Source organism: Acinetobacter sp. 8I-beige, assembly GCF_902505955.1.
Classification (GTDB): domain Bacteria; phylum Pseudomonadota; class Gammaproteobacteria; order Pseudomonadales; family Moraxellaceae; genus Acinetobacter; species Acinetobacter johnsonii.
In genome coordinates this window covers 1,125,063-1,147,737 of the sequence record NZ_LR732790.1, presented here as the reverse complement: position 1 = coordinate 1,147,737, position 22,675 = coordinate 1,125,063, and the positions used below count along the sequence as shown (strand labels likewise).

The following is a 22,675-nucleotide window of genomic DNA, read 5'->3' as shown; positions in this document are numbered from 1 at the left end:
TTAGTTTTCCTCAAAATTACGCTGATGGAGTTGATAGTAAGCACCCTGCTTAGCAATAAGTTCAGCGTGTGTACCTTGCTCTACTATACGCCCTTTATCCATCACCACAATGCGGTCCGCATTCTCAATAGTGGATAAACGATGCGCAATCACAATCGTGGTCCGATCTCGCATTGCAGCTTCGAAGGCACGCTGAATAAAGTACTCTGATTCATTATCAAGCGCACTGGTAGCTTCATCTAAGATCAGTACAGGCGCATTTTTCAAAATCGCACGAGCAATGGCTATACGTTGGCGTTGACCACCCGATAAATTAAGACCTTGTGCACCTAACTTGGTATTGTAGCCTTGTGGTAAAGCCATAATGAAGTCATGTGCATAAGCTGCTTTTGCCGCTGCAATCACCTCTTCATCCGAGGCATTTTCAAGCTGCCCATAGGCAATATTGTCACGTACAGTGCGGTTAAATAAAACCACTTGTTGATTGACCATCGCCACTTGGGTACGCAGACTATTGATTTCAATATCCTGAATATCAATACCATCAAAGAGGATTTGGCCCGAGGTCGTATCTTGAAAACGCACCAGTAAATTTACTAGAGACGTTTTACCAGCACCAGACCGCCCAACTAAAGCAATGGTCTCACCTTCTTTGACACTTAGATTAAAATCATGCAGCGCTTGATAACCATCCACATAAACCAAGTTCACATGTTTAAAGTTAATATTACCTTTCAGCACAGGAGTTAAAGCCCCAGTATTTTTTTCTTCAGGTAAATCTAAAATTTCAAAAACTGAATGTGCTGCTGCCATACCCCGTTGAATCTTTTCATTCACGTCGGTCAACGCTTTAATTGGCTTACTCAACATACCTGCTGCAGTAATGTAAGCGACAAATTGACCTGCACTCGTATCCTGTAAAATCTCTGGGCGTAGTGCGATCCACATGACGATGCTCAAAGCAATGGACATGATCAACTGTACAATTGGGCTGTTTAGCTGTTGTACAACCACCATTTTCAGGCCGCGACGTAAATTTTCTAAAGAGGTATCTCTAAAGCGTTGTTGCTCATAAGCCTGTCCACCGAAGCCTTTTACCACCAAGTGACCATTGACCGTCTCTTGTACCACGTGGTTGACATCCCCCATGGTATCTTGAACTTGAATAGAAAGCTTACGCATACGCTTTGCTGCTTTACGGATAAGTAAGCCAATCAACGGCGCAAAAATCAAAATACATAAAGTCAAACGCCAGTTGCTATAAATCAGGTAACCCAGCAATGCAATGGTGATTAGGCCTTGTTGAACAATAGTTTTTAATGATTCTGAAGATGCAGCGGTAAGCTGCTCCACATTAAACATAATCTTCGCAGTGATATGACCACTGTTATTGTCCAGATAATACTGCGAAGGAAGACGTAATAATTTAGCAAAGACTTCTTGGCGAATGTTAAAAACCAAGTTTCTTGAAATAACCGCAGTAAAATAACCTCCCATGAACAAACCTAGGCCACGGAAAAACATCACAACAACAACTAAAATTGGGAACAAGGTTGTAAAGCCTTGATCACGATGTTGAATTGCTTCAATAATTTTTTCAAGTAATTTAGCAACAGAAACTTCTGTCGCCGCATTAATAGCAAAACCAACCACCACAAGAATCGCTACGCCCCAATACGGTTTTAAATAGCTTAGTAGACGTAGATAAACTTTTAAATCGTGTTTCACTAATAACCTCGAGAAGGCACTTTGGTACTAATATTGATATTTACAAACCCCAACTGACCGGCCACATCCATCACACGGATCACATCCTGATGGGTTGCTTTTGCATCCGCAGCAATCACAAACATTAGATCACGACGGTCATTGGAAATCTGTTTAATTGCGGTATTTAATTCTGAAACATCTTTCGATGCAATAGACTGACCATTAATTGAATAATGCCCTGTGGAATCTACCACCACTTCGATTTTATGATCAAATGTTTTCGGCGGAACCCCTTGCGCATCAGGCAAGGTTAAATTCATACGACTAAATTGATTGAATGTGGTGGTCAGCAATAAAAACACCAAAATAAATAATAAGCAATCAATCATTGGTGTAAGGTTAATATGAACATCTTCAACTTGTGAACGCTTGAATTTCATACTTCACCTTAGCTCGCTTGCTTCACAACAACATCATCATGGTTTTCAAGCACAGTTTCTGTTTGCTTATAAAATAAAGCCGCATGAAATAAAGTCGATTGTTGTTCTAATTCAGCAACATACTCTTGAACCAAACGCTGAAAATAACGATAAGCAAATAATGCAGGAATCGCAATGAACATTCCTGCCGCAGTTGTGATCAATGCTTTAGAAATCCCTGGAATCATCAGTGTTGGATTACTGCTATTACCAATATCAATCATTAAAAATGACTCAATAATCCCCAGTACCGTTCCCAACAATCCCAAAAGAGGCGCGACAGCGCTCAATGTTCCCAAAAAATTGATATTTTTTTCAAGATAACCAATTTCCTGAGAAGCCGTTGCTTCCATCTGCGCACGTGCAAACTGTTCACCTTGTGCCTTACTTTGGTAACCAGCTTCCAAAATACGACCTAATGTCGTTGCCTGTAAATTCTGATTTTGTTTAAGTTTAGGCAAAACCATTTGTACGCTTTGCGCTGAATTTAATAGCAAATCTTTCGGTAAAATAGTGGGTCTCTTCAAGCGGATAAAACGTTCTAAGCTAATCGCAACAGTAAAGATCGAACAGAGCACAAGGGGCAGCATAAGCCACCCACCTGCTTTTACCAATTCCCACATTACACTTCCCCAAGTATTTAAAAATAGAAAATAAAATTATTCAGCTAAGCAAATATTCAAAATACCATCTAACTCATCGAGTGAATGATAATGAATCGTGAGCTTGCCTTTCCCTTGTTTATTATGATCAATTTTGACATTTGCACTAAAACGATCTGTTAAGCGCTGTGTCAATTGTTGAAGATCTGGTGCAATTTCCGTTTTCGATTTTTCTTGTTTCGGCGCATTGAGATCACGAACATATTGTTCAGTTTGGCGAACAGATAAACTCTTCTCTATCACCAATTCTGCGACTTTCAGTTGATCTTTCCCTTTCAAAGTCAAAATGGCACGAGCATGTCCCATGTCTAGTAAACCTTGCTGCATAAAGTCTTTAACTTGCTCAGCTAGACTTAATAAACGTAATAAATTACTCACCGTGGTACGTGCTTTGCCTACAGTATCTGCAATTTCTTGATGACTTAAACCAAACTCTTCATGAAAACGCTGTAAAGCCATCGCCTGATCAATCGGATTGAGATCTTGACGTTGAATGTTCTCAATCAACGCCAGTGCAATTGCAACTTGATCTGTTAAATCGCGAACAATGGCTGGAACTTGCGTTAACCCAGCAAGTTGAGCCGCACGCCAACGACGCTCACCTGCAATAATTTCATAGGGGTGCTTTTCATTATCAATTGGACGAATCACAATCGGCTGCATCACACCGTGTTTTTCAATCGATGCCGCTAACTCTTGTAAGTCTTGCTCATTAATAAAACGACGTGGCTGATATTCACCACGTTGTAATAGATGCACATCGATTTGTTTTAGCTGACCGTGATCAAGAGCTTGTGCTTCAAGTTGTAATTTCTCTTTTTGAATGGAACCGAGTAAGGCATCTAAACCACGACCTTTTGCCAGCCCACGTTTTTTAACGGTCATGCGTTACTTCCTTTTTTCACTTTGCTTTTCTTAATCATTTCAGCTGCTAAATGTAAATAAGCAACTGCTCCCTTCGAGCTTTTTTCAAAATAAATCACAGGTAAACCATGCGCAGGTGCTTCAGCTAGACGCACATTACGTGGAATGACCGTGTCATAGAGTTTTTTGCCAAAGTATTGTTCTAATTCTTCAGACACATCACGTGTCAGCGCGTTACGTGCATCATACATGGTGCGTAGAACACCAATAACTTTTAACTCAGGATTTAATGCTTGTTGAATGCGATCAATGGTCTGTGTTAAATCTGCCAAGCCTTCCAAAGCATAATATTCACACTGCATTGGAATCATCACACCATCCACCGCTGCCAATGCATTAACCGTGATCAAGCTTAAGCTTGGCGCACAGTCCACAATGATGTAATCATATGCTTGTTCAATTTCTTGCAACGCATCACGCAGAATAAACTCACGCCCTTCTTGCTCAGCAATCGCAAGTTCAACTCCTGCCAAATCACGGTTTGCACCCAAGACCTTATAACCCACTTCCGCCTTGGTAATCGCAGTCTCTATAGGTACTTCACCCAGTAAAACATCAGTCACTGAATACAGTAGGTCATTTTTTTGAATGCCTGAACCCATGGTCGCATTGCCTTGCGAGTCCATATCGACCAATAAAACCCGCTTTTTAAGTACTGCTAAAGATGCAGCCAAATTTACTGCGGTTGTGGTTTTACCTACACCACCTTTTTGGTTCGCAATCGCAATAATTTGTGCCATGACCCGCCCAATCCTTTGAATTTTTTTAGATACGTTTTAATAAAAGTAAGTGTCGTTGTTCGTCCAAACGTGGAACTTTTAACGCAATAATGTCACAACTAAATTCGTTTTTGAACGCTTCAACTTCGTCATGTGGAACCAAGCCTTTCATAGATGCAATAATGCTGTCTTGGTGCATATAAGGCTTCGATGCATTGATAAAATCGGTTAAAGAAGCAAATGCACGACTGGTAATCACATCAAACTGACCCAAATCATGGATGCTATCTTCATTTTCAACACGCGTTTGAACCGCAATTACATTGGTTAATTTTAAGTCTGCAATAAACTGCTTTAAAAAACGAATTTTTTTGCCATTGGAATCAAGCAAAACACATTGGCGCTCAGGTTGGCATAGAGCAATAATCATGCCTGGCATACCACCGCCTGTACCAATATCCAACAAACGACCTTTCGGCAAATCTTTTAAAATACTTAAACTATCTAATAAATGCTTCACCAGCATTTCTTTAGGATCACGAATCGCTGTTAAATTGTAAGCTTTGTTCCAAAGCACAAGTGCGTCTTGATACTTCAGCAATAAATTTAATGCTTCTTCACTCAAATCTAAGCCAAGCTTTTGACTACCTTGCTTTAAGTCTTGAAAAAATGGATGCATAAAGAAGACATCTCAATAAAATTAAACTGAAGTATACCGATTTCTCAGCCGTGGAACAGTAGCTAACGCTTAGTGATTATGCACTTAAACGTACATACCTTGACGAATCTGTAGATCTAGATCACTTAATCGCTCAGGTGTGCCAACATCCACCCATGCGGCTTGCATTTTCTCGGCAGAAATTTTTCCAGCAGACATCGCTTCTTTTAGCAATGGAGCCAACGGGCGCTTACCTGCTTCCAATCCCTTAAACATCTGTGGATGTATAACTGCAACACCACTATAAGTCAGTGCTTCGCCTGACTGCTCTTGTTCAAAGGTATAAGCACGCCCTTGATTTAAGATAAAGTCGCCTTTGGGATGTTGTGTCGGGTTGGGTACAAATACAAGATGCGCAAAATCGGCGTCCAATTGCACATCAAGTAAAGATGCAAAATCAAAAGTGGTCCAAACATCGCCATTCACTAAAATAAACGGGTCTGTGCCCAAAAGTGGTAGAGCATTAATAATACCACCTGCTGTTTCAAGCCCTTCTTCTTCACGCGTCCAACGAATAGTCACGCCAAACTGTGAACCATCACCAAGCGCACCAATCAACACATCGGCCAACCATGCAGAATTGATCACAATTTCTGTGACCCCAATTTGCTTGAGTTTTTCAATATGCCAAACGATCAGTGGTTTGCCACCAACTTCAAGCAGAGGTTTCGGTTTATAGAGTGTTAAAGGACGCATGCGGTTTCCAAGCCCCGCGGCCAAAATCATTGCTTTCATGCTGCAACAACCTCATATTTGCCATATTTTGCTTCAAATTTCGGCATCACTTTATCGCAAATAAATTGCATGAAAGGTTGTAGTTCTGCATATGGTTTGCTTTCTTCGAGTAAATACCACATCACACGTGGCAAATCTTTGAGATAACCTGATTTTCCATCACGTTCAAATAAACGCACAAAAATACCTAAAATTTTAATATGACGTTGAATTGCCATCAGGTCAGCGTCTTGCTTAAACTGTTCAAAGTCACGCCCTTCTTTGGCAGAAGCTGGCAATAGGTCATAAAACACTTTAAACCAATGATAAACGCGCTCAGAATTCCACTGTACATACGCATCACGTGTAATTGAGATCAGATCATAAGTATCTGCACCTATCACAGCATCCTGAAAGTCAATTACGCCTTGCTCTTGCTCATCTACCAAAAGCATGAGATTACGACTATGGAAATCACGATGTACAATCACTTGAGGCTGAGCCAAAGCAGCATTGGCTAAAATTGCAAATGTACGTTTAATCAGCGCAGACTCATCATCAGAAAGTTGAATCTGTAAACTTGGCAATAACCAATCTGTCAACAACGACATTTCGGTCATTAACTTTTCATAAGAATAAGCTGGGAAATGACCTACGCCATCAATAGACTGCAATTGAATCAACTGCTTAAAACTTTGCTCATAATGTGCATCGACAGTTTTGTCATCGAGCTGTGTAGACAGTAGCACATCACCAAAATCTTCAAGCAATAAGAAGCCTTGCTCTAAATCTTTCGCCACAATATGTGGTACACGAACACCGTTCGTATCAAAAAATTCATCAATCGTCACAAAAGGCACACAATCTTCTTTTTCTGGTGGTGCATCCATCAACATAAATGTTTTATTATTCAACTTGATTCGTGCATAACGACGGAAACTTGCATCGCCTGCTAAAAAGTTAATTTCAAATTGATCTGAACCAAGTACAGATGAAATCCATGTTTGTATCAATTGTTCACGTTGTGTATTCATTTGCGATAAATTCTAATACAGGCTGAGTTTTTAAAGTGCTAAGTGTAGCCACTTATCAACTTTTTCTCTATGATGCGACAATAATTAATTGCGTTTTAAGCATACTTGGTAAATGAGACACATGAAGCATCAGTTTAAATTTAATCCTTTAGCGACTGCGATATTTACCCTTCTTTGTGGTAGCTCAATCACAAGCTATGCTGCAACACCAACCACGTCTATTTCAGACGAACAACAATCGCTAAAACAAGCACTACAAGAAAGCTATCCTGGGCAAAAGTTTTTCGAACAATACTACGTCGATAAGTCATCTCCTGAAGCTCAACAGCGCCAAGGTCGTTACTTAAGCTCCGCGTATTGCCAAGGCACATGGCTAACCCCTGTAAGCCCTGAAACCAAAGCCGCTGACGCAGCCAATGCGACATCTACCATTACAGCGGACTATGGTCACTACAACCCACAAGGTGACTCTGTTCTTGAAGGTAATGTCCTGATTGATCAAGAAGGTCGTCAAATCCGTGCCGATAAAATTACAATTGATCAAACCCAGACCTTTGCCAATGCTGAAGGTCGTGTGCAAATGGCGCAAAGTGGCTTATTAGCGCAAAGTGACCAAATTAATTACAACCTAAAAACTCAGCAAGGCGATCTGAAAAACAGTTTCTATATTTCAGAAGAACAACATGCGCATGGGCGGGCTGACCAAATCCTACGTGAGTCACAAACGACCACCACGCTAAAAAATGCAACTTATAGCACCTGTCCACCAGAGCAATCGCCAACATGGAAAATCCAAGCAGACGAAATTAAGTTAAATCAAGAAACTGGACGTGGTGAAACACGCGGTACAAAGCTTTATGTCAAAGATGTACCCGTTCTAGCTGTACCTTATTTTAACTTCCCGATTGATGACCGTCGTACTACCGGTATTTTGACACCAAGTTTTGGCTTCACTAATGATGGTGGTGTCGAGCTTGCAGTGCCTGTTTATCTCAACTTAGCACCTAACTACGACGCGACTGTTACGCCACGCTATATCAGCGACCGCGGCCCAATGTTTGAGGGTGAGTTCCGCTATCTAACCGAAAACTTTGGTTCAGGTCAAATTTGGGGGGGTTACTTAGCTTCTGACCGAAAATATGACGATGAAGACCGTAAAGATTTGCACTTTTTACATAACTGGCAAATCAATGAACAGTTCTCAACCAACCTTGAATATAACTATGCTTCAGACAAAGACTACTTTACTGACTTAAGCAATAACCCAAACACCAAGACAGACTTAAACCTGCGTCGTGCTTGGGAGTTAAACTATAAAAATGGAATTCCTGGTCTAAAAGCCCAACTGAAAGTTGAAGACTTCCAAACACTAGACGAAACTACACCCTACGTTGACCGTCCGTATGCACGTTTACCACAGTTCTTACTCAACTATAAAGCAGGCAACGCTCTCGGTTTAGAGTACGAGTTCAACAACGATACGGCTTACTTTAAAAAGGACTTTGGGACTATCGATGGCGATACCAACGATAGCTTTGAACCAAGCGGCACCCGTGTCTATAATGACTTTTCTGTACGCTATAACTACCGTACACCGTGGGCTTTCGCCATTCCTGAAGTATCTATTCGTAATGTAAACACATTCTACGATCAAGACACCATCAATGAGTTTGACAACACCAACCGCTCATCGAATGACAAATCTTATGTTGTGCCACAGGTGACTTTTGATGCAGGTTTAACTTTCGAAAAAGAAGGCACTTTCTTACAGACGTTAAGCCCACGCATGTTCTATGCCTATGCACCCTATAAAAATCAAGATGGCGCACCAAACTTTGACTCAGCAACAGCATCGATCAACTATGATCAGTTATTTAGTGCAAATCGCTTCTATGGCCATGACCGTCTAGAAGACAATAACTTCTTGTCACTGGGCTTAAGCTATAGCTTATTTGATACGGTGGGGCTAGAGCGCTTAAAAGCCAGTGTAGGCCAAAGCTATTATTTCGAAGACCGCCGCGTAACGCTTGACCAAACAGCAGACGTCTTTGACAGAGAAAATCACTCTGGTCCGATTGTCAGCGTATCTAGCCAACTCTCGCAAAACTTTACTCTCGGTGCAAACTCAGCATGGATGGCAAATGGCGATAATGCGCAACGCGACTTACAACTTTACTTTACGGGTGATAAAGGCAACCTCTATAACGTTGGCTATTTCTACCGTAAAGAAATTGCAGACCGTCAAGAACATTACGACCAAGTGGTTGCATCTTTTGTACAACCGATCCATAACAACTGGCGTATTATGGGCCATGCTCAATATGACTTAGACAACAATGTCGCTCGTGAATACCTCCTTGGTGTCAATTACGAGTCTTGCTGTTGGGGAATCTCCGTTTATGGTCGTGAGTACTATAACGACTTGGATGACGTCAATGCTGCAGGTGTAGAACCTAAACGTGCAATTATGGCCGAAATTACACTTAAAGGCCTAGGCGGACTCAACAGTAAACTTTCATCATTACTAGAAAATCGTATTCTAGGCTTTAACAATATTAATCAGACTTGGACAGACCGTTAATGAAGACAAAACAGTTCAAACAATTTTTTAAAGCGAGTGCTTTGGCTTTAGCTCTCGCAACCGCTATTCCAACTTTTGTACATGCGTCGGATGAAGTTGTTGCTGTAGTCGATAACAGTGTCATTTTGAAGAGTGACTTAGAAGCAAGCATGGCTGAGCTCAAACATCAACTTGAGAGCCAAAAAAAACAAGTCCCACCAGAGCAATATTTGGCACAACAAGCATTAGAGCAACTGATTATTCGTCAGACTCAGCTTGAGCAAGTGAAGCGTTACAACATTCAACCTGATGAAAAAAGCTTGAATGAAGCGGTTTTAAATGTTGCAAAACAATCTGGTAGCACAAGCCTAGAAGCATTCCAACAAAAGCTCGATAAAATGGCACCAGGAACCTATGCTTCTTTGCGTAGTCGCGTTGCTGAAGATTTGGCAATCAATCGTTTGCGCCAGCAAATTGTTACCTCTCGTATCCAGATTTCAGATCAAGACGTTAAAAACTTCTTAAATACACCACAAGGCCAAGCAGCACTCGGTAACCAAGTGCATGTGCTACATGTGCGTGTTTCAGGTGACAATGCTGACGCTGTGGCTAAGCAAGTTAAAACGGTACTAGCAAACGACAACGATGTCGCTGCAATCGCTAAAAAGTTCAGTACTGCTGGCACCAAAGTTGAAGGTGCAGATATGGGCTTTAGAGCACTTTCTGACATCCCTAGCGAGCTTGCAGCACGTGTGAGTCCACTCCAAGTGGGACAAACCACAGATTTAATTACAGTACGAGATGGTGTACATCTTTTAAAATTAGTTGAACGCAAAGGGGCTGAGCAAAAAGCGATTGTACCTCAATACAAAGCACGCCATATTTTGATCCAACCGTCTGAAGTGGTTAGCCCTGAAAATGCTAAACAAATGATCGAAAGCTTGTATAACCGCGTACAAAAAGGTGAAGACTTTGCCGTTTTGGCTTCCACCTACTCCAATGACACAGGTTCAGCACGTGATGGCGGGAGTTTGGGTTGGGTCAGCCCAGGTGTGATGGTTCCTCAGTTTGAAGAAACCATGAAAAATACACCGGTAGGTCAAACCAGTAAACCTTTCCAAACCCAATTTGGCTGGCATATTCTTCAAGTGACTGAAACACGTCAACAAGACATGACGGCTGAATACCAAGAACGTATGGCCCGTCAAATTTTAGGTGAGCGTCAATTTGATGCTGAGCTTGATAGCTGGTTACGCGAAACACGCAACAGAGCTTATGTCGAAATTAAAGATCCTAACTTAGACCGTAAGAACAACAAGTCATAAGTTTGAACACATAAAAAGACCAGCATTCATGCTGGTCTTTTTTCGCTTGGACGCAAACTAAAAATTTGGCATAAAAAAGCCTCTCATGTGAGAGGCTTTTTTAACAATCAATTAACGATTATTTTCGTCATCTTGAGTATCTTCAAATTTTGATTCGCCATCAAAACCTGTCGATTGACCACCGAAGCCACCTTGACCACCAAAGCCACCTTGACTACCAAAGCCACCACCTTGACCACCGAAGCCACCTTGACCACCGAAGCCACCTTGACCACCGAAGCCACCTTGTTGACCGCCAAAGCCGCCTTGTTGACCACCAAAGCCGCCTTGTTGACCACCAAAGCCGCCTTGTTGACCGCCAAAGCCGCCTTGTTGACCGCCAAAGCTACCTTGTTGACCAGCGCCAGCAGGTGCACCAGCTGGACGTGGGTTACGTGCAGGAACAACTGTAGAAATTGCATGCTTGTAAACCATTTGGCTTACTGTATTTTTTAATAAAACAACATATTGGTCGAAAGATTCAATATGACCTTGTAACTTAATACCGTTTACAAGGAAGATAGAGACAGGAATACGTTCTTTACGGAGAGAATTTAAGAACGGATCTTGCAAAGTTTGACCTTTAGACATGTTATAACTCCAAAAAAATTTAAAAATCAGCGCAAAAAACTATCTTTATTTTTCAATTAAAAATTATAAAAAAGATAGTAGCTAAATTTTGCTTTATCCGTAGCAGTTTCGCAAGTCTTCTTGTGCCTGCGTGATAGTAGAATACGTTGTAAATTTATGTGCCTCTTGCAAAGATCTTAACCAAGTGTATTGACGTTTGGCAAGTTGTCGTGTCGCAAAAAGTGCTTTATCCTCCATTTCACGTTGTTTTTCGACAGTTTTATCTCCTTTCTGTAAAAATTCGAGTGCTTGTCGATACCCAACTGAGCGCATAGAGGGTAAATTTTCATCTAAATCGTATTTTTTCATAAGTGCTTCCACTTCATTCAAAAATCCGATGTCCCACATAATTTTCAAGCGTTGTGCAATTCTTTGGTGCAATTCGGCACGGTCTGGCATCAAAGCATAATTATGAAAATTATAGCGATAAGGCACGTTTTTAGGTTGTTCAGCTTGAAGTTTAGTAATGGGCTGCCCTGTCAATTTGTAAACTTCTAAAGCCCGAATAATCCGTTGTTTATCACTCACTTTAAATTTTTCGCCCGCCAGTGGATCCACACTACATAATTCAGCATAGACCGCAGACCAACCCTCACTTTCACCTTTAGCTTCTATTTCAGCACGAACAGCATAATCTGCGCTCGGTAAATTGCTTGAAAGACCTTCTAAAAGTGCCTTGAAATAGAGCATAGTTCCACCCACCAAAATCGGGGTTTTACCTCGTGCATGCATATCATCAATTAGACCACATGCATCTTCAACAAAGTTTGCAGCCGAATATACCTCTAATGGGCTAATAATATCGATAAGGTGATGTGGATATTGCAGCAGCTCTTCCTTGGTCGGCTTTGCAGTACCAATATCCATATCTTTAAAGACCAATGCTGAATCTACAGATATCAGTTCAAAATTTCCTCGCTCATAGAGCTGACATGCCAAAGCAGTTTTACCACTTGCAGTTGGCCCCATTAAATTGATGACCGGCAATTGAGTTGACATGTACAACTACTCTCCTCGAGCAAAAAGCTTATCTAGTTGAGCCAATGGAAACGCACGCCAAGTTGGGCGACCATGGTTACATTGGCTGGCAAATTCAGTTTGTTCCATTTGACGAAGCAAAGCATTCATTTCAGAAAGACCCAAAATGCGATGGGCGCGAACAGCACCATGGCAGGCCATACCCGCTAGAATTTGATCACGCTTTTGCAGTAAGCCCTGCGCTTCATCATTTGGATCCAAATCGTTCAGTAATTCAGGTACCAGCGCCTCAAAATTGGCTTTATGTAAAATCGCAGGCACACCACGAACAATCACTTGTTCATCGCCATATTGATCAATTTCAAGACCTAAGCGCGCCAATTGATCTTTGAGCTCTTCCACGCGTGTCGCTTGCATTCGCGTGATATTAATCACTTTGGGAATAAGTAACTGCTGAGAAGTCCAAAACTCTGGTTTATCCCACGCTGACTTCATTTGCTGTAGCAGAATACGCTCATGCGCTGCATGCATATCAACAATAATCAGCCCTTCTGTATTTTGAGCCAGCACATAAATACCATGCAATTGTGCAATGGCAATTCCCAACGGATGTTCATCGACTTTAGGGCTTTGCACTGCAAAATCAGCCAAAGGCTGAGCTTGATCAACACCAGATGATGTATCACGCAGAGGTGCTAAATAGCTTTGCAAGGTATTATTGAGCTGTTGTGAGCCCTGATAGCGTGAAGGTTGCGCCGAATAATGGACGCCTTGTGGTCGATTTGAACTAAAGCCAGTGAGCACATCCGATGGGGCTTGCTCACTGGCTTGTTCAGGCTCAACACGACGATGCAACTGCAAAGGCTCTTGATAGCGAGGCTGCACAGACATCGAAGCTTGATTCTCTGCAATCTTCATGGCATCAGATAAATCTGCGGTTGCCGTTTGAAACTGCGATAAAGTCTCTTTGGCATAATGACGTACAAATTCATGTACTTCACGTTGATTCAAAAAGCGAATTTCATGTTTGGTCGGATGTACATTGACATCAATATTTTCAGGGTCTACTTCCAGAAAAAGCAAATAACCCGCATGCTGATGTCCATGCAAAATACCATCATAAGCCATACGCAGCGCATGAGAGATGGTTTTATCTTTAACAATTCGACCATTCACATAAACATACTGCAAGTCAGCCTGAGCCCGCGCATCGGAGGGATGTCCCAACCAACCTGTTAAACGCATGTTGATGCTATCTGCATCCATCCAATAAGCATTTTCAGTAAATGCGCGCCCTAGCAACTGCTGTACGCGCTGAAAACGTAGCTCACCACTATCTGCAATCGGCAAGTTCAATTTGATGCTTTGATTATGTTCAAGCACAAAACGAATATCGAAATGCGTCAGCGCTAAACGTCGGACGATTTCCTCAATATGACCAAACTCTGTGCCAGGTTTTTTGAGGAATTTTCGACGTGCAGGCACATTAAAAAATAAATCTTGTACCCGAATATGCGTACCTTTCGGTGCAGCTATAGCCTGAATCTCTTGATGGTCAAATGCAGTTCCATTGACTTCAACTTGATAGCCAATTCCATCATCCGCTTGACTACTGGTCAAGGTTAAACGCGACACCGCTGCAATAGAAGCCAATGCCTCTCCGCGAAAGCCTAAACTGACAATTGCATGTAAATCTTCAGCGGTTTGGATTTTACTGGTCGCATGTCGCATCACCGCCAAAGGGAGATCTTCAGCGTGAATCCCTCGACCATTGTCCATGATTTCAATTAAAGTACTGCCGCCTTGCTCTACCCGAATAATCAGCTCTGTCGCACCTGCGTCAATCGAGTTTTCAAGTAACTCTTTGACCACAGACGCTGGACGCTCAATGACTTCACCTGCTGCAATTTGGTTGGCTAGAGCAGGATTCAAAGTATGAATACGACGTATCTTTAAATCATCACGCATTGTTTAATTGGCTCTCTAATGCTTGTAATAATGCTACTGAATGGAAACTTAAGGTAGCAGACCGCGTCAGTTCATCTTCCGATTTTTGGATATCAATAATTAAGTCCGCCTCAGGGATCTCATCGCCCCCTTTAGACGGCCATTCAAACAAAAACAATGCATTGGGCGTTTCCAAATAGTCACGGATACCCATTAACTCCAGCTCATACGGATCGTTTAAACGATACAAGTCAAAATGGAAAATATCACGCCCTTGAATTTGGTACGGCTCAACCAAAGTATAGGTTGGACTTTTTACGGAACCCTGATGACCTAAATGCTGTAAATAATGACGCGTTAAGGTGGTTTTACCTGCCCCCAAATCGCCAATTAAATACACTACACCCGTCGTAAAATGCTGTGCCAAAATTTGCGCTAAATTTTGGGTATCTTGTTCATTATTGAGCGTTAAATTAAATGAATACTGCATAATACTCACGACAAGTGACAAAAGAACAATTATGATAGCACTGGACTCACAAAATGCCCAAGCCACAAGCTTGAAATCTCGTATTTAACTGCGCCAACCGATTACATATTGCCTGCACATCATGCTCAACATAAAACCTGCTGAATTTTGCCCTCCTATGCTCAATGGCGTGAGCGCAAGTAAAGTGTTCCTGCCTAAATTGAAGCCGTCACCACACACCGTATTGGCGTATTTATCTGACCAATTTCCGCATATTGAAGCAACTGAGTGGCAGCAACGTTTTCATGATGGCTTGGTCTATGATGCTGTAGGTAATGTACTCCATACAGATTCGGCATATCTTGAAAATCAGCATGTGTTTTATTACCGCTTTTTAGCGCATGAAATTGAAGTGCCATTTCAGCATGAGATTTTATTTGAAAACGATCATTTATTAGTGGTGGATAAACCGCACTTTCTGACCATCAGTCCCACGGGGCAATATGTTCAACAAACCCTATTGGTGCGGCTGAAAAAACAAACAGGCATTGAGCATTTAACGCCCATCCACCGCCTTGACCGTGAAACCGCTGGCTTAGTGATGTTTTCCAAATGTATTCACAGTCGAGGGCTGTATCAGCAAATGTTTGCAGATCGACAGGTTCAAAAAACCTATCATGCGATTGCACCGTTTAACCGCGAACTCAACTTTCCACGCATAGTAAAACTGCATATGCAAAAAGGTGAACCGTTCTACACCATGCAAGTCCTATACAAAGCACCGAACAGTGAAACCGAGATCTTGCTTTTAGAGCATGATGCAACAGGGGCAAAATATGAGCTTAAACCCAAGACAGGGAAGCAACATCAACTCCGTGTACACCTCAACTTCTTAGGTCTCCCGATTAGAAATGATCCGTTCTATCCTAAAGTTGTACATAAAGCCGACGATGATTTTAGCCAGCCTTTACAACTCTTAGCTAAGCATCTTTCATTTAAAGACCCAATAACTCAACAGCTTATGCAGTTTAGCTCTAACCTTGAATTGACATTGTAATCTGCTTGTCATTACAAAATAATTTAAAATTCCATTGTATGAATATTGAAATTACAATGAAATTGATTAAAATAACTTCTACCCTTAAGTCGTTCAAATTATTTAAAAAATCATGAGAAAAACAGAAGTCTATCAAATTCGACTCGATTCCCAAGAAAAGAAACAAGCTTTTGCAGTGTTTAAACAACTGGGAATTACGCCTGCGCAAGCCGTTCGTTTGTTCTTCAAACAAGTGGTTTTAACCAAATCCATCCCTTTCTCGATTGAAAACCAGAACATCAATATTGAACAGCTGATTAAACTACGTAAGCTCAAGCAAGAACAGAAAGCGGTTGAACACATCACTACTGCAGACTCAACTGCAACCAATGATTTATTTGCAGACGATGAACATATTGATCTTTTTGAGGAATTAGCTGCAATTTTAGGAGAAAGTGACAAAACTTAACAGTGTTGCATTTATAAACAAATTTTAGAAATATCCCTTTCAAAACTTAGGTATGCTTCATGTAAACATTATAAATACAGCATGGAGTAATACATGATCGTTAGACGTGCCACTTTAGAAGACTTAGAAAAACTTGCTGTATTATTTGATGAATATCGCCAATTTTATGGTGCATCTTCCAACTTAGCCCTTTCTCAAAAGTTCCTTAAACTTCGCCTTGAAAACGAACAAAGCGTAATCTTCATTCATATTAAAGATGATGTGATTACAGGTTTTGTGTTGCTGTATTTAGGTTTTTCTTCTGTGGCCTGCGCAACTTACTATATTTTAGATGATGTTTATGTTTCTCCACCGCATCGTCGCCATGGCTCAGCAAAACAATTGATCGATACCGCGATTTTGTTTGCGCGACACGAAAAAGCCATTCGTATTACGCTTGAAACTCAAAAGAATAATTATCAATCCCACAGCTTATATGAAGCCATGGGCTTTGTAGCGGATAATGAGTTTAAGACATATCATTGCTTTCTATAGTATTCAGCGTCTAAAGACTACCTTTACTCTCAAGATCATTACGTGTCTTGGCTAAAGCCACTTGTTCGGCATTTAAATAGATCCAATGCCCTTCGACTAAATCTGGCATACCCGTTAAGTCGAGCGCCCCAATTTGCTGACGATGCAAGCTCTCAACTTTATTTCCAACTGCCGCAAGCATACGTTTCACTTGATGATACACCCCTTGATGCACGGTCATTTGCAGTTCACATTCAGCTAAGCGTTTTACATCTGTTGCAGCAAAACTCCCTTTTTCATTTCGCAGCTCCACCCCTTGCTCCAGCTGTTGAACTTGTTCATCTGTAACAGAGTCGGCCGTTTTCATCCGATACACTTTTGCCACATGCTTTTTAGGGTGTGTCAGCGCTTGTAAAAACTGACCATCATCGGTGAGTAACAATAAACCTGTGGTGTCTTGATCTAGACGACCTACACACTGAATACCACGATTCAAGAGCACATCGTCAAACAAATCAAAAACACTAAAATGATGCGTCGCCTGATGTGAACATTCATAGCCTTGTGGCTTGTTTAAGGCGATATAGACTTTTTCACGGTATTCAAAGCTCTTCCCATGTACCTTGTAGTGCAGCGCATCCAATTTGAGTTTATGTTTAGGGTCAGTAATGATCTGCCCATCAATTTCAATGGCTGCATTTTTAATCAACTGTTGGCAATGCTTTCGCGAACCAAATCCTTGCGACTGCAACATTTTTTCCAACAGCATTAGCACACCACATTTTTAAATAAAGGCTCATTTTATACTGAAATACAGGAACATCAATCAAAGGACTCGGATCATACGGCAGAGTGGCTAAAAAAACGTTACAATGCACATGTTTTTTTGACCAGTCTCGCCCCCTATGCCGAACTTAGATTTGAACTTGATCGTCCTCCTGATCCTGCTGGCTTGTGGTATTTTCAGTCACAACTCTGCGGTAACCATTGCTGCTGCAGTACTCATTATTTTACGGATGACACCACTGAGTGAATACTTCCCACTAATTCAACAACATGGATTAAATATCGGTATCATCATTTTAACCATTGCAGTTTTGGTACCTATTGCAAGTGGCAGAATTAGCGGTGAAAGTATTTTTAAATCTTTTTTAAGTGTTAAATCGTTACTTGCTATCGCCATTGGTGTTTTGGTTGCATGGCTAGGTGGCCGTGGTGTGAAACTGATGTCAAACCAACCCGATGTTGTTGCAGGCTTGCTGGTCGGAACCGTTGCAGGAGTTGCTTTACTACGTGGCGTTCCAGTCGGCCCACTCATTGCGGCTGGTTTACTTACCCTAATCATTGGTACAGGACAGCCCTAGCCTAGCGAATACAAAAACAAATCCAAATTCTCAAGCTAGGTTGGATTGATCTGTATTTGCTGCCTTTTAATTTGGTTTCTTTTATAGAATGATCACTTAATGTAGCACTATGAATAAATATTCATCGTGTAGAATCTTCAAGGTTCGTATGAATATTATGCTTGCTTAGTTTACTTATAACTTTTTTGAACAACCAAATTTTCATGTGATAAAGAACGTATAATACTTTTCATTTTCTCCTCTATTTATGTCCTCTCAAGAAAATAGCATCTCTCCAACAAGCCACTTATCTGTCATTATTTTGGCATTGGCACTCGGTGGTTTTTGTATTGGGACTACTGAGTTCGTTGCGATGGGACTCATCCAAGAGATCTCACAAAGTTTCAAGCTCAGTATTCCTGTCACAGGGCATTTTATTAGTGCTTACGCTTTAGGCGTGACTATTGGCGCACCTGTGATTGCCATTTTGGCCGCAAAGGTTCCGCGTAAAATGCTCTTAATTGGACTCATGCTATTTTATGGTATCGCCAATGCCAGTACAGCACTCGCAAACAGCTATGAGTCCATGTTGGTCTCACGTTTTATTGCAGGTTTCCCTCACGGCGCTTACTTTGGTATTGCCGCTTTGGTGGTTGCAGAGTTTGCAGGAAAGCAAAAGCGCGCTTCGGCTGTTGCAATGCTCATGATGGGGCTGAATGTCGCGACCGTGATTGGTGTGCCTTTTGCGACATGGCTGGGCCAGCTGTATGGTTGGTGTGCAGGTTTTGAATTTTCTGCATCTATCGCATTTTTGACCGTGGTCGCAATTTGTTTTGGCTTACCTAAAATGCAGCTGGATCACACAGCCAGTATTCAAAATGAACTACGTGGACTTAAAAATACACAAATGTGGATCACGCTTGCTGTCGGTGCAATTGGATTTGGTGGACTATTCTCTGTATATAGTTATGTATCGCCTATTTTGACTGAATACACGCATGCTAGCATTCAAGTCATTCCGTTTGCGTTGGCGTGTATTGGCCTCGGGTTGGTCATTGGTGGTGTTGTCGCAGGACACTTTGCCGATAAAAACTTAAACAAGGCGATTATTTGGGTCTTAGTTTCCAACGCCTGCTCTTATGTACTTTGTGCTTTATCTATGGATCACCTTGCCACTGCTTTTATTGCACTCTTCTTGGTCAGCTTCAGTATTGCAGGCTTGGGGCCTTTACTACAAACCCGCTTAATGGATGTCGCTGGTAATGCACAAGGCTTAGCCGCTTCGCTGAATCATTCTGCATTTAATATTGCCAATGCTTTTGGTGCATTTCTGGGCGGCTGGTTAATTAGCCAAGGTTTAGGTTGGCTAGCTCCAATCTGGGTCGGGGTTCTACTAAGTTTGGGTGGGCTAATTATTTTGCTAGTGGCTTTTCAGCATGAGAAAAAGTCGATATCCGCATGTAAAAGCGATGCAAATCAGACTTGTTAGACCAATCTAGATCTCTATTCAGATAAAGTAAGGCATGTGTATAAATGTACAATTTTAACGTTGTTCACATGCCTTTTTACACCGATTTATTCAGGTAGTTTCTTCCCACAGTGTGGACAATAGGCATATTGCTCACGCTCTTGCCTTAAAGATTCTTCTTTTTGTTCACGAATGAGCTGTAAAATAATATCGTGTGTTTGCTCTTTGGTCAGCCCAACTTCTTTACGAACTTCTTCAATTTTTTCTGTTTCTAAAACAAAATCAATATCGCTATTTTGGATTAGTTCTCGAAATCTGAGTTCAAGTTTTTCTTTACGCTGCTCAAGTTCATTGGCTAAACCATTCGCCAAAATACCCGCAGGCAATGCCGCTAAACCTACCCCTAAAATGGTAATAATCGCACCAAGAAAGCGTCCTAACGGCGTAATAGGTGTCACATCGCCATAACCCACGGTCGTCAGTGTAACCACGGCCCACCACATTGAAGCTGGAATAGAGCTAAAAACTTCAGGCTGTGCCTGACTTTCAATCAAATACACCCCTGCAGCCGCCATAATGATCATAATCATTAAGATGAAAATAACTGCTTGAAATGAGCCTTTTTCGCGCTCGATGACTCGTAATAAAATTTGTAGAGAAACAAAGTAGCGGGTTAACTTGAGCAGTCGGAGCAGACGAACAATTCTTAAGAATCGTAAGTCAAACTGAACAAAGAAGTTTAAATAGGCAGGTAGAATAGCCAAAAGATCGATAATCGCCCCACCACTTTTGACCCAATTTAGACGGTTTTTCCAATCCGACTCAAAACTATTAGATTCAGCAATTGACCAAAAACGTAAGAGATATTCGACGCTAAAAACGACAATAGAAAAGATTTCAAAATAATAGAAAAAGTGTTGATACAACACATAGTACTTTTGCACCGACTCCAGCAAGACCGCAGCAGCATTACTCATAATCAGTGCGATGAGAAAATAGTTCAACCCTCGACTTAAGGGTGTCTCATAATCCTCATTATGCAAATTGTTATAAACAAATTTGCGTAGCGTGTACCAAGCTGTCAATTTCATTACGATTCTAAGTTATTCTTATCCCTTAAAATTCAGTTTAACTGAAGTTCTGAGCAATGTAAGTAAGAAATTTCTGCACGAAATGTCTTAGTTTTAAGATGTTATTCAATATATAACAGCGCTAAGCGAACTTGGTCATAGCCCATACGTGGATTAGTCAGTTCCACAATTGGACGAAGCTTAATCGCACCATCTTCACTAAAATGTTCTGTTTGCTGACGCTTCATTAAGCGTTTATAAATTTTCCGCACTTGCTCCACCACTTCTTCCCCAGGATGTGCCACGGAAATATCCAGACCTTGCTCTTTATGCAACTTTGCTAAATGGTTGATAATGGTTGCAGCTGTCAAACCGCGCTCTTGTGCGATATCTGCAATTTCATAACCACCTTCAAACAATTCACGTGTTTCATCGAGTGTTGCAGAAGCATAGTTGGCTTTGCCTGCATTACGGGCAATTTTCTTTTCATTACGCTCAATCTCAATTTCATTGAGCGTTCCGCCACAGTGACGAATAAAGGCCTTGTGTTGTGGTTCAAGATCAATGGCCTCGAAATGTGTTTCGGCTTCATCGGAGAGTTCTTGGAAGCGGCGGTCTGCTTTAATGGCAAGACTATCTAACTCCAACGCTTGTTCATTAAAACCTAACAACCTTAAACCTTCCAAAGTCTTTAAGCGAGACAAAGCCACATAGCCCTGTCCTTTTTCAAAAGTATGACTAAGATTAATTTCCGCTGCCGCCAAAGTCATCCCTTGTGACTTATGAATGGTGATGGCCCATGCCAAACGCAATGGAATTTGCTGAAAACTGGCAATGGTTTTGCCTGCATCATTGTCCACTGACCATGTTTCAGGCTCAACCACCAGTACCGTGCCATCAGTCAGTTTGACTTTAGGCAATATCCCAAAGTCATCATCTTCTTCAAAGCCCACTACTTCGCCTAAGCTACCGTTGATATAGCCCACATCGAAGTTGTTCTTTACAAACATCACTTTGGCATTTTTTTTGAGGGTTAGGTTTTCAGGTGCGCGCACAGAAGACTTTAAGGTTTCAATAAGCTTGTCATTGCCATCACACACCGCTTCAAACTGTCGGCCTTCATTTTCAATTTCATTCAAATGTTTGAAGTTGATGGTGTCCACGTCCATATTATGCGTATATAAACGTGTAAAAATTTCCCCAATATCTTGCTGACGTGTAGCTTGTAAAGCCTGCAAGTGCTGAGAGTTAATACTCTGACTGCGAATGGCATTTAGAATATCATTGAGATAATCATTGCCCTGACGGTGCTGCTCGGTCAAATAGCACACACGAAACTTGGCTTCCACCCAAGCATCAGACATAAAACAGAATTTATCGCGATTGCGTTCTTCATTTTTACCGACTGGCGGCAACTGGAAGAAGTCACCCGCGACGATCACTTGAATTCCGCCAAATGGCTCTTCACTTTCTTTAAAGAACTTAAGGACTTTATTGACCAAATTGAGTTGCTTAGCATGCAACATCGAAATTTCATCGATGATTAAGACTTGGGCATTTTCTAAATGCTCTTTTAAGTATTTACGTTCTTTCATGCGTTTGAGTTCATCTTCCCCCAACGCATCCTTAATTCCAATGCCGGCCCAAGTATGAATGGTCATGCCATTCATATGCGTCGCGGCAATACCTGTGGAAGCAGTAATCGCCACAGGCACTTTACGGGCTTTTAAATAGTTAATGTATTGGTTCAGCGTATAGGTTTTTCCTGCACCAGCGGAACCGGTTAAAAAGACATTTTCGCCCGCTTTTAAGAGTTTGAGTGCAGTTTCTTGCTTCATAAGACCTATACCATTGATGAACGGCTATAG

At 41.4% G+C, this 22,675-nt stretch carries 22 protein-coding genes; 7 read left to right on the top strand and 15 right to left on the bottom strand.

Annotation, left to right across the window (positions count from 1 at the left end; translation table 11 throughout):
* The 8 genes from msbA to GVX98_RS05400 form a co-directional block, all read right to left on the bottom strand.
* The gene (msbA, locus tag GVX98_RS05435; protein ID WP_159127467.1) at nucleotides 1–1,728 is read right to left on the bottom strand and encodes a lipid A export permease/ATP-binding protein MsbA; all 1,728 of its coding nucleotides are present in this window, start codon (nucleotides 1,726–1,728) and stop codon (nucleotides 1–3) included.
* Nucleotides 1,728–2,150: a biopolymer transporter ExbD gene (locus GVX98_RS05430; RefSeq protein WP_004696832.1), complete on the bottom strand. Its 423-nt coding sequence runs from the start codon at nucleotides 2,148–2,150 to the stop codon at nucleotides 1,728–1,730. Before GVX98_RS05430 ends, msbA begins: the two co-directional genes overlap by 1 nt.
* Nucleotides 2,151–2,158: 8 nt before the next feature.
* Complete coding sequence (locus tag GVX98_RS05425; protein WP_151835658.1) at nucleotides 2,159–2,812, bottom strand: MotA/TolQ/ExbB proton channel family protein; 654 nt, start codon at nucleotides 2,810–2,812, stop codon at nucleotides 2,159–2,161.
* A gap of 36 nt (nucleotides 2,813–2,848) precedes the next feature.
* Nucleotides 2,849–3,736 carry a ParB/RepB/Spo0J family partition protein gene (locus GVX98_RS05420; protein ID WP_004696828.1) on the bottom strand — a complete coding sequence of 296 codons (888 nt, stop codon included), beginning with the start codon at nucleotides 3,734–3,736 and terminating at the stop codon, nucleotides 2,849–2,851.
* Entirely contained in the window at nucleotides 3,733–4,515 is a 783-nt protein-coding gene (locus tag GVX98_RS05415) for a ParA family protein (RefSeq protein ID WP_004984859.1), read from the bottom strand. The genes GVX98_RS05420 and GVX98_RS05415 overlap by 4 nt, the downstream gene beginning before the upstream one ends.
* 25 nt (nucleotides 4,516–4,540) lie before the next feature.
* Nucleotides 4,541–5,173, bottom strand: a complete 633-nt coding sequence (gene rsmG / locus GVX98_RS05410) for a 16S rRNA (guanine(527)-N(7))-methyltransferase RsmG (protein WP_004984861.1) — start codon at nucleotides 5,171–5,173, stop codon at nucleotides 4,541–4,543.
* 84 nt (nucleotides 5,174–5,257) lie between these two features.
* Nucleotides 5,258–5,947, bottom strand: coding sequence for an N-acetylmuramate alpha-1-phosphate uridylyltransferase MurU (gene murU / locus GVX98_RS05405; RefSeq protein ID WP_087013459.1), 690 nt, complete (start codon nucleotides 5,945–5,947; stop codon nucleotides 5,258–5,260).
* A complete protein-coding gene (locus tag GVX98_RS05400) occupies nucleotides 5,944–6,960 on the bottom strand; it encodes an aminoglycoside phosphotransferase family protein (RefSeq protein WP_159127466.1) in 1,017 nt (338 codons plus the stop codon). Before GVX98_RS05400 ends, murU begins: the two co-directional genes overlap by 4 nt.
* 121 nt (nucleotides 6,961–7,081) lie before the next feature.
* On the opposite strand from GVX98_RS05400, the gene GVX98_RS05395 reads away from it, so the two are divergent.
* A complete protein-coding gene (locus GVX98_RS05395) occupies nucleotides 7,082–9,541 on the top strand; it encodes an LPS-assembly protein LptD (RefSeq protein ID WP_159127465.1) in 2,460 nt (819 codons plus the stop codon).
* The gene (locus GVX98_RS05390) at nucleotides 9,541–10,845 is read left to right on the top strand and encodes a peptidylprolyl isomerase (RefSeq protein ID WP_004696818.1); all 1,305 of its coding nucleotides are present in this window, start codon (nucleotides 9,541–9,543) and stop codon (nucleotides 10,843–10,845) included. The genes GVX98_RS05395 and GVX98_RS05390 overlap by 1 nt, the downstream gene beginning before the upstream one ends.
* Nucleotides 10,846–10,956: 111 nt before the next feature.
* On the opposite strand, the gene hfq is transcribed toward GVX98_RS05390, so the two are convergent.
* From hfq to tsaE, 4 genes are all read right to left on the bottom strand, one after another.
* Complete coding sequence (hfq, locus tag GVX98_RS05385) at nucleotides 10,957–11,475, bottom strand: RNA chaperone Hfq (RefSeq protein ID WP_062032896.1); 519 nt, start codon at nucleotides 11,473–11,475, stop codon at nucleotides 10,957–10,959.
* 93 nt (nucleotides 11,476–11,568) lie between these two features.
* Nucleotides 11,569–12,513 carry a tRNA (adenosine(37)-N6)-dimethylallyltransferase MiaA gene (gene miaA, locus GVX98_RS05380; RefSeq protein ID WP_159127464.1) on the bottom strand — a complete coding sequence of 315 codons (945 nt, stop codon included), beginning with the start codon at nucleotides 12,511–12,513 and terminating at the stop codon, nucleotides 11,569–11,571.
* 6 nt (nucleotides 12,514–12,519) lie between these two features.
* On the bottom strand, nucleotides 12,520–14,460 hold the full coding sequence (gene mutL, locus GVX98_RS05375; protein WP_159127463.1) for a DNA mismatch repair endonuclease MutL: 1,941 nt from the start codon (nucleotides 14,458–14,460) through the stop codon (nucleotides 12,520–12,522).
* The gene (tsaE, locus tag GVX98_RS05370; RefSeq protein WP_058951858.1) at nucleotides 14,453–14,929 is read right to left on the bottom strand and encodes a tRNA (adenosine(37)-N6)-threonylcarbamoyltransferase complex ATPase subunit type 1 TsaE; all 477 of its coding nucleotides are present in this window, start codon (nucleotides 14,927–14,929) and stop codon (nucleotides 14,453–14,455) included. Before tsaE ends, mutL begins: the two co-directional genes overlap by 8 nt.
* Nucleotides 14,930–15,050: 121 nt before the next feature.
* Here tsaE and GVX98_RS05365 point away from each other — a divergent pair, with 121 nt between their 5' ends.
* The 3 genes from GVX98_RS05365 to GVX98_RS05355 all read left to right on the top strand — a co-directional run bounded on the left by GVX98_RS05365 (nucleotide 15,051) and on the right by GVX98_RS05355 (nucleotide 16,947).
* Complete coding sequence (locus tag GVX98_RS05365; protein WP_159127462.1) at nucleotides 15,051–15,965, top strand: pseudouridine synthase; 915 nt, start codon at nucleotides 15,051–15,053, stop codon at nucleotides 15,963–15,965.
* 112 nt (nucleotides 15,966–16,077) lie between these two features.
* Complete coding sequence (locus tag GVX98_RS05360; RefSeq protein ID WP_159127461.1) at nucleotides 16,078–16,413, top strand: type II toxin-antitoxin system RelB/DinJ family antitoxin; 336 nt, start codon at nucleotides 16,078–16,080, stop codon at nucleotides 16,411–16,413.
* Between the two features lie 93 nt (nucleotides 16,414–16,506).
* Complete coding sequence (locus tag GVX98_RS05355) at nucleotides 16,507–16,947, top strand: N-acetyltransferase (RefSeq protein WP_126036826.1); 441 nt, start codon at nucleotides 16,507–16,509, stop codon at nucleotides 16,945–16,947.
* A gap of 10 nt (nucleotides 16,948–16,957) precedes the next feature.
* Here GVX98_RS05355 and GVX98_RS05350 read toward each other — a convergent pair whose 3' ends face one another.
* The gene (locus tag GVX98_RS05350; protein ID WP_159127460.1) at nucleotides 16,958–17,695 is read right to left on the bottom strand and encodes a pseudouridine synthase; all 738 of its coding nucleotides are present in this window, start codon (nucleotides 17,693–17,695) and stop codon (nucleotides 16,958–16,960) included.
* 136 nt (nucleotides 17,696–17,831) lie between these two features.
* Here GVX98_RS05350 and GVX98_RS05345 point away from each other — a divergent pair, with 136 nt between their 5' ends.
* Together GVX98_RS05345 and GVX98_RS05340 are read left to right on the top strand one after the other, a co-directional pair.
* A complete protein-coding gene (locus GVX98_RS05345) occupies nucleotides 17,832–18,290 on the top strand; it encodes a DUF441 domain-containing protein (protein WP_004696797.1) in 459 nt (152 codons plus the stop codon).
* 247 nt (nucleotides 18,291–18,537) lie between these two features.
* Nucleotides 18,538–19,758: an MFS transporter gene (locus GVX98_RS05340; RefSeq protein ID WP_159127459.1), complete on the top strand. Its 1,221-nt coding sequence runs from the start codon at nucleotides 18,538–18,540 to the stop codon at nucleotides 19,756–19,758.
* Between the two features lie 86 nt (nucleotides 19,759–19,844).
* Here the strand turns inward: GVX98_RS05340 and GVX98_RS05335 are convergent, their stop codons facing one another.
* Nucleotides 19,845–20,828, bottom strand: coding sequence for an ion transporter (locus GVX98_RS05335; protein ID WP_159127458.1), 984 nt, complete (start codon nucleotides 20,826–20,828; stop codon nucleotides 19,845–19,847).
* 101 nt (nucleotides 20,829–20,929) lie between these two features.
* Complete coding sequence (locus GVX98_RS05330) at nucleotides 20,930–22,645, bottom strand: AAA family ATPase (protein ID WP_010326869.1); 1,716 nt, start codon at nucleotides 22,643–22,645, stop codon at nucleotides 20,930–20,932.
* Nucleotides 22,646–22,675 lie beyond the last annotated feature (30 nt).

Bases quoted from the DNA above. Each gene is read 5' to 3' on its own strand.
- GVX98_RS05430 (WP_004696832.1), bottom strand. From the start codon at position 2,150: ATGAAATTCAAGCGTTCACAAGTTGAAGATGTTCATATTAACCTTACA.
- GVX98_RS05425 (WP_151835658.1), bottom strand. From the start codon at position 2,812: ATGTGGGAATTGGTAAAAGCAGGTGGGTGGCTTATGCTGCCCCTTGTG.
- GVX98_RS05420 (WP_004696828.1), bottom strand. From the start codon at position 3,736: ATGACCGTTAAAAAACGTGGGCTGGCAAAAGGTCGTGGTTTAGATGCC.
- GVX98_RS05415 (WP_004984859.1), bottom strand. From the start codon at position 4,515: ATGGCACAAATTATTGCGATTGCGAACCAAAAAGGTGGTGTAGGTAAA.
- rsmG (WP_004984861.1), bottom strand. From the start codon at position 5,173: ATGCATCCATTTTTTCAAGACTTAAAGCAAGGTAGTCAAAAGCTTGGC.
- murU (WP_087013459.1), bottom strand. From the start codon at position 5,947: ATGAAAGCAATGATTTTGGCCGCGGGGCTTGGAAACCGCATGCGTCCT.
- GVX98_RS05400 (WP_159127466.1), bottom strand. From the start codon at position 6,960: ATGAATACACAACGTGAACAATTGATACAAACATGGATTTCATCTGTA.
- GVX98_RS05395 (WP_159127465.1), top strand. From the start codon at position 7,082: ATGAAGCATCAGTTTAAATTTAATCCTTTAGCGACTGCGATATTTACC.
- GVX98_RS05390 (WP_004696818.1), top strand. From the start codon at position 9,541: ATGAAGACAAAACAGTTCAAACAATTTTTTAAAGCGAGTGCTTTGGCT.
- hfq (WP_062032896.1), bottom strand. From the start codon at position 11,475: ATGTCTAAAGGTCAAACTTTGCAAGATCCGTTCTTAAATTCTCTCCGT.
- miaA (WP_159127464.1), bottom strand. From the start codon at position 12,513: ATGTCAACTCAATTGCCGGTCATCAATTTAATGGGGCCAACTGCAAGT.
- mutL (WP_159127463.1), bottom strand. From the start codon at position 14,460: ATGCGTGATGATTTAAAGATACGTCGTATTCATACTTTGAATCCTGCT.
- tsaE (WP_058951858.1), bottom strand. From the start codon at position 14,929: ATGCAGTATTCATTTAATTTAACGCTCAATAATGAACAAGATACCCAA.
- GVX98_RS05365 (WP_159127462.1), top strand. From the start codon at position 15,051: ATGCTCAACATAAAACCTGCTGAATTTTGCCCTCCTATGCTCAATGGC.
- GVX98_RS05360 (WP_159127461.1), top strand. From the start codon at position 16,078: ATGAGAAAAACAGAAGTCTATCAAATTCGACTCGATTCCCAAGAAAAG.
- GVX98_RS05355 (WP_126036826.1), top strand. From the start codon at position 16,507: ATGATCGTTAGACGTGCCACTTTAGAAGACTTAGAAAAACTTGCTGTA.
- GVX98_RS05350 (WP_159127460.1), bottom strand. From the start codon at position 17,695: ATGCTGTTGGAAAAAATGTTGCAGTCGCAAGGATTTGGTTCGCGAAAG.
- GVX98_RS05345 (WP_004696797.1), top strand. From the start codon at position 17,832: ATGCCGAACTTAGATTTGAACTTGATCGTCCTCCTGATCCTGCTGGCT.
- GVX98_RS05340 (WP_159127459.1), top strand. From the start codon at position 18,538: ATGTCCTCTCAAGAAAATAGCATCTCTCCAACAAGCCACTTATCTGTC.
- GVX98_RS05335 (WP_159127458.1), bottom strand. From the start codon at position 20,828: ATGAAATTGACAGCTTGGTACACGCTACGCAAATTTGTTTATAACAAT.
- GVX98_RS05330 (WP_010326869.1), bottom strand. From the start codon at position 22,645: ATGAAGCAAGAAACTGCACTCAAACTCTTAAAAGCGGGCGAAAATGTC.